The sequence below is a fragment of the Thermogutta sp. genome (assembly GCF_014359955.1).
Classification (GTDB): Bacteria; Planctomycetota; Planctomycetia; order Pirellulales; family Thermoguttaceae; genus Thermogutta.
On sequence record NZ_JACIYL010000415.1, the window covers coordinates 1 to 3,927 of the forward strand.

The window sequence follows — 3,927 nt, forward strand, 5'->3', positions numbered from 1 at the left end:
GGGGAACACCCAAGAGCAACGGATAAACCGCCTGTCCCGCGACTATACCCCTTCGCCTGGCTCCAGAAGCCCGGGGAGGGCTACGCTGTCTCCGTGGGTTGTTCTGCAAGGTCCACCAGGATGATATCGAGCCGGGGAGTCACGGCCAGCAGGTGGTTTTGGGGAATTTCGCACCAGCGTTCATCACTGAGCTTCTGCGACGAAATCAGGATGGCGCTTTCGTTAGCCAGGGTAGAACTGTTGATATTGGCTTCCAGGTCCGAAACGTGGTAATGGAAGGTGTGCTCACTGGTTGAAAAGCGTCTTTCCAGGTAATAGAGGGGATGACCGCTCTGGTAGGCGAAAAGCCATCGCCCATTGCTGAGGAGAAACGCCACGCCATCCTCCCCTACCTGGCGAAGCGAATCGAGCAGGCTGGGCACCAGGTCCCGCGTTTTCTTGATGTTTTGAACAATCCAGTGAAAAAAGGCTTCGCCCCCGCTCTCCCCATCCAGCGACTCCGCGTGAGCAGGATCGAGAAGCCGAAAAAGTGCTTCTCGATTGAGATGCCCCTGCTGCGCGAACAGCCAATTCCGATAATGAAAGGGTGAGAGGTTCCGCTCATCCTCATCCCCGGAAACACCGGCATCCAGGAAAAGGATGTAAATTCGGGAAGTGCCGGGGGCAAACCGCGCGGCGTTACTCGGCCTTGCGGCGGAAGCCTGCACCTGCTTGGTGATCTTGGGCCGGGCCCCCTCGTACCAACCGATCCCCCACGCCAGAGCTGGCGAGGAACCACTGCTCTCTGCCGGCGAACCCTCGTGGAGCGAAAGGGCCAGGTCCGCAGGCTTGTGCGTGATAACACCAAACATCCAGGAACTCATAAATCGCTAACCCTCCTCTCCCTCATCGGGCGAGGCACCCCATTGTCACGTTCTTTCCGGCAATCCCGGTAATCAATGCTGCTGTGCAAGGATGCGGATGACACGACACGGTTGGTGCGGATTGCGTGATCTTGCAATGCCCTCTGATTCCACTGGCTGGCCCATAACATCCGGGACTGATCTCCCGGGCGTCCTTTTTAGTTTAGTCAACGCGGTCACTTACGAAAAGCTTTTGGGGACTTCCAACTCCGCTGCCTGCCCCGAAAAGATCGAAGAACCGCCGACCGGAGCCGGCAACATCCGAAAAATCACTCCAACCGTTGAGCCACAGAACCAAAACGGCGGGAGCATGCCTCACCCCCGCCTTAACACGTTTCGACAAAAACTCAGCCGAGCCCCATCACCCGCCCGCGGGAGCATGGTCATCCGCCTGGAAGCCACACGTCTTGTGTGATCCGTCGCAGAATGGGCGCTCTTTTGAGTGTCCACAGCGACAGAGGGCAATCGGCCGGGAGGGGTCGGTCGGAAACTCCCGTCCATCCACATCCACAACGCGCACCTTTCCCTGCACGAGATACGGACCGTTCGGCCGAACCGTGATGACGACATCAGACATCAGGCATCCTCCTTCCAGCAGAAACACGGACTTGTGTGACGAATGGGGTGAACGCTCCCGGTTTGTGGAGCCAGATTCTTGATTTGTTGAGCAATCTACTCAGTCTATCAATCCGGTCAAGTGGCCGTCCTCCTGCCCCCTCCCCCTTTTGCAAAAGCTTAAGACGCACCACGGGCACAAGGTGTTGTAGCGGCCATTCATGAATGGCCCCTACCAAGGTTGGTAACGTGACACATGCTGTAACACCGGGCACGACAAGCGCGCCCCTCCGAAGGATTTCTCGAAGGGACCTGCTTGTCAGGTCCGCCTGCCCACCCTGGATGATCCACCCCCATTCACTCGCGTTCCGGTGGGGGGCGTTCAAGAATGGCCCCCGACACTCGGCGCTCGTAGCCGTCATAGGTTTTCTGCAAAACTGGGGCTGGGTCAAGCAGCACGACGGGTTGTGAGACCCAACCGCAATCGGCACAATAGGGCTGCTCCGCAAAGGGGCGATGCCACCCGAAAGAAATTCCCCCGAACAACCCAACCAGCCCACAGGAGCCAACAAATGAGCACGGTCAGGCATCCCCGAGTGTGTGTCCCCGCCATTTTCGTCTGGCTGACTGCGGCCGTCGTCTGCACAGGGCTGGCGCGGGCTTCATTCGGTGAAGAGCCTGGTGTGGCCCCGCTCGCCTTGCCCGAATTTCCCAGCCCGCAAATCGCAAACCTCGCCGACAGACTGTATGTGATTCTGGAGAAGCAGTGTCACTATCTACTGGGTCTGGTGAAACCGTGGAAAGGGGATCCGCAGTACAAACTGCTCACCGAAAGCCGCAGTGCGGAACATTGGATCCGTCCCAACACGGGGGCGGTGCAGGCGTTCTGTTTTCTCTACCGATTTGGGCCATATGACGAAAAACTGGTTGGCATGTCCCGCGAGACCCTTCTGCGGGACATCATCGTTCCCATGATCCGGTATCTGACGGAAACGCATGTGACGGGAAGCCAACTGACCGGCGACGGCCGAAAGTGGGGCGACGCCTGGCAGTCGGCACACTGGGCGCAAATGTTGGGAAGAGGAGCCTGGTTCATCTGGAACGATTTGCCGGAGGATTTGCGGTCGGCTGTCCGCCGGGTCGTGCGTCACGAGGCCGAACGCATCGCCCACAGCCAGCCGCCCGCCCGGCTTCGTGGCGATACCAAGGCCGAAGAAAACGCCTGGAACGCACAGATCCTGTCGGTGGCCTGGTTGCTCATGCCCCAGGATCCCCAGGCCGACCAGTGGATGCGGCAGTTCCAGCGATGGACACTCTCGGCGTTTCTGCGTCCTTCCGACCAACATGCGACCGAAGTGGTGGACGGCCGACCGGTCGCGGAACAATTCACCGGAGCGAATATCTTCGATGACTTCACCCTCGAAAATCATGGATTTGTCCACCCGGATTACATGTCCACTTTCACGCTGTCGATGGGTTGCGTGACGGATTTTCGGATGACTGGCCGGCGCGAACCACAGTCCGTTCTGTGGAACGTGAGAGGGATTTACGAAAACCTCAAGTGGTTCATCTTTCCCGACATGGGATTCGTGTATCCCAGCGGACAGGACTGGACGATCTTTCGGCAACCCGCGTGGCTTTCTGCCCATATCCTGATGTTTGTTTACGGTCGGGATGGCGAAGCGTGGGACCTTGCTCTACGGACTGTGGAGGTCATCGAGAGGATGCAGGCCCGATCCCCGGAAGGAGCGATCTACGACCCCTCCGAATTCTTCTTCCCTTCCACGCAAACGGACATCGCCCAGGCCCTTGCCCGAGCTTGGCTGCACCTCCATTTCGCCGACCCCGCAGCGATGGGAAAATACCAGCCCCGAACGGGTGCAAAACATCTCCGGTTCGGGAAGATTTTCTTGTACCGAACTCCTCGCCTGATCACGGCCCTAAGCTACGGCTCGGTGATCATGGGAACATTCACCCCCAATCAGCGCGATCGCCTGATTTCTCCAGACCAGCGAAGTCTGGTGGGGTGGATCACCCTGTCGGGCAGTACGGAACCACTACCCCTGAGGCTTCTCCGAGCGGAATTTTCCGAAAAAGACGAATCGTTCGAGGGAATCCTCCACCTCAGCCATGGCGACGCTATTCTTGCCGAATGGGCCCTTACCGGGGACATTTCAGGCCGGGTGCGAATCCGCGAAAAACTCATCGTCCAGCGGGATTGCACGATCCAGGAAGTTGCCACGGGATTGATCGGGGTCTTGAACAACCGGCGATGGATTTTCGAGCAGGGAAAACGGGAAATCCGCCTCGCTGGCGAATCCAAGATCATCCCTGCCCATTCGGGGATCCGGTGGGCAGCACCCCGGACTGATCATGTGAGAATCGACCACGTGATCGAAATCGAACTTGCACCACCGAGGGATGTGCTCTACGTTGGCGCCACTCAGCCTGAACGAGGTCGTGCCACCGA

Annotated in this window: 3 protein-coding genes; 1 reads left to right on the top strand and 2 read right to left on the bottom strand. The window is 58.5% G+C overall.

Going from position 1 to position 3,927, the window contains the following annotated elements:
• Positions 1-80: 80 nt before the first annotated feature.
• Both H5U08_RS12280 and H5U08_RS12285 read right to left on the bottom strand, forming a co-directional pair.
• The gene (locus H5U08_RS12280; RefSeq protein ID WP_297033434.1) at positions 81-863 is read right to left on the bottom strand and encodes a class II glutamine amidotransferase; all 783 of its coding nucleotides are present in this window, start codon (positions 861-863) and stop codon (positions 81-83) included.
• A 400-nt stretch (positions 864-1,263) separates the two neighbouring features.
• Positions 1,264-1,479 (bottom strand): CDGSH iron-sulfur domain-containing protein, encoded by a 216-nt coding sequence (locus tag H5U08_RS12285; protein WP_297033437.1) that lies wholly within the window; start codon positions 1,477-1,479, stop codon positions 1,264-1,266.
• Positions 1,480-2,029: 550 nt separating this feature from the next.
• On the opposite strand from H5U08_RS12285, the gene H5U08_RS12290 reads away from it, so the two are divergent.
• On the top strand, positions 2,030-3,927 hold a 1,898-nt coding region (locus tag H5U08_RS12290; protein ID WP_297033440.1), incomplete at its 3' end, for a hypothetical protein.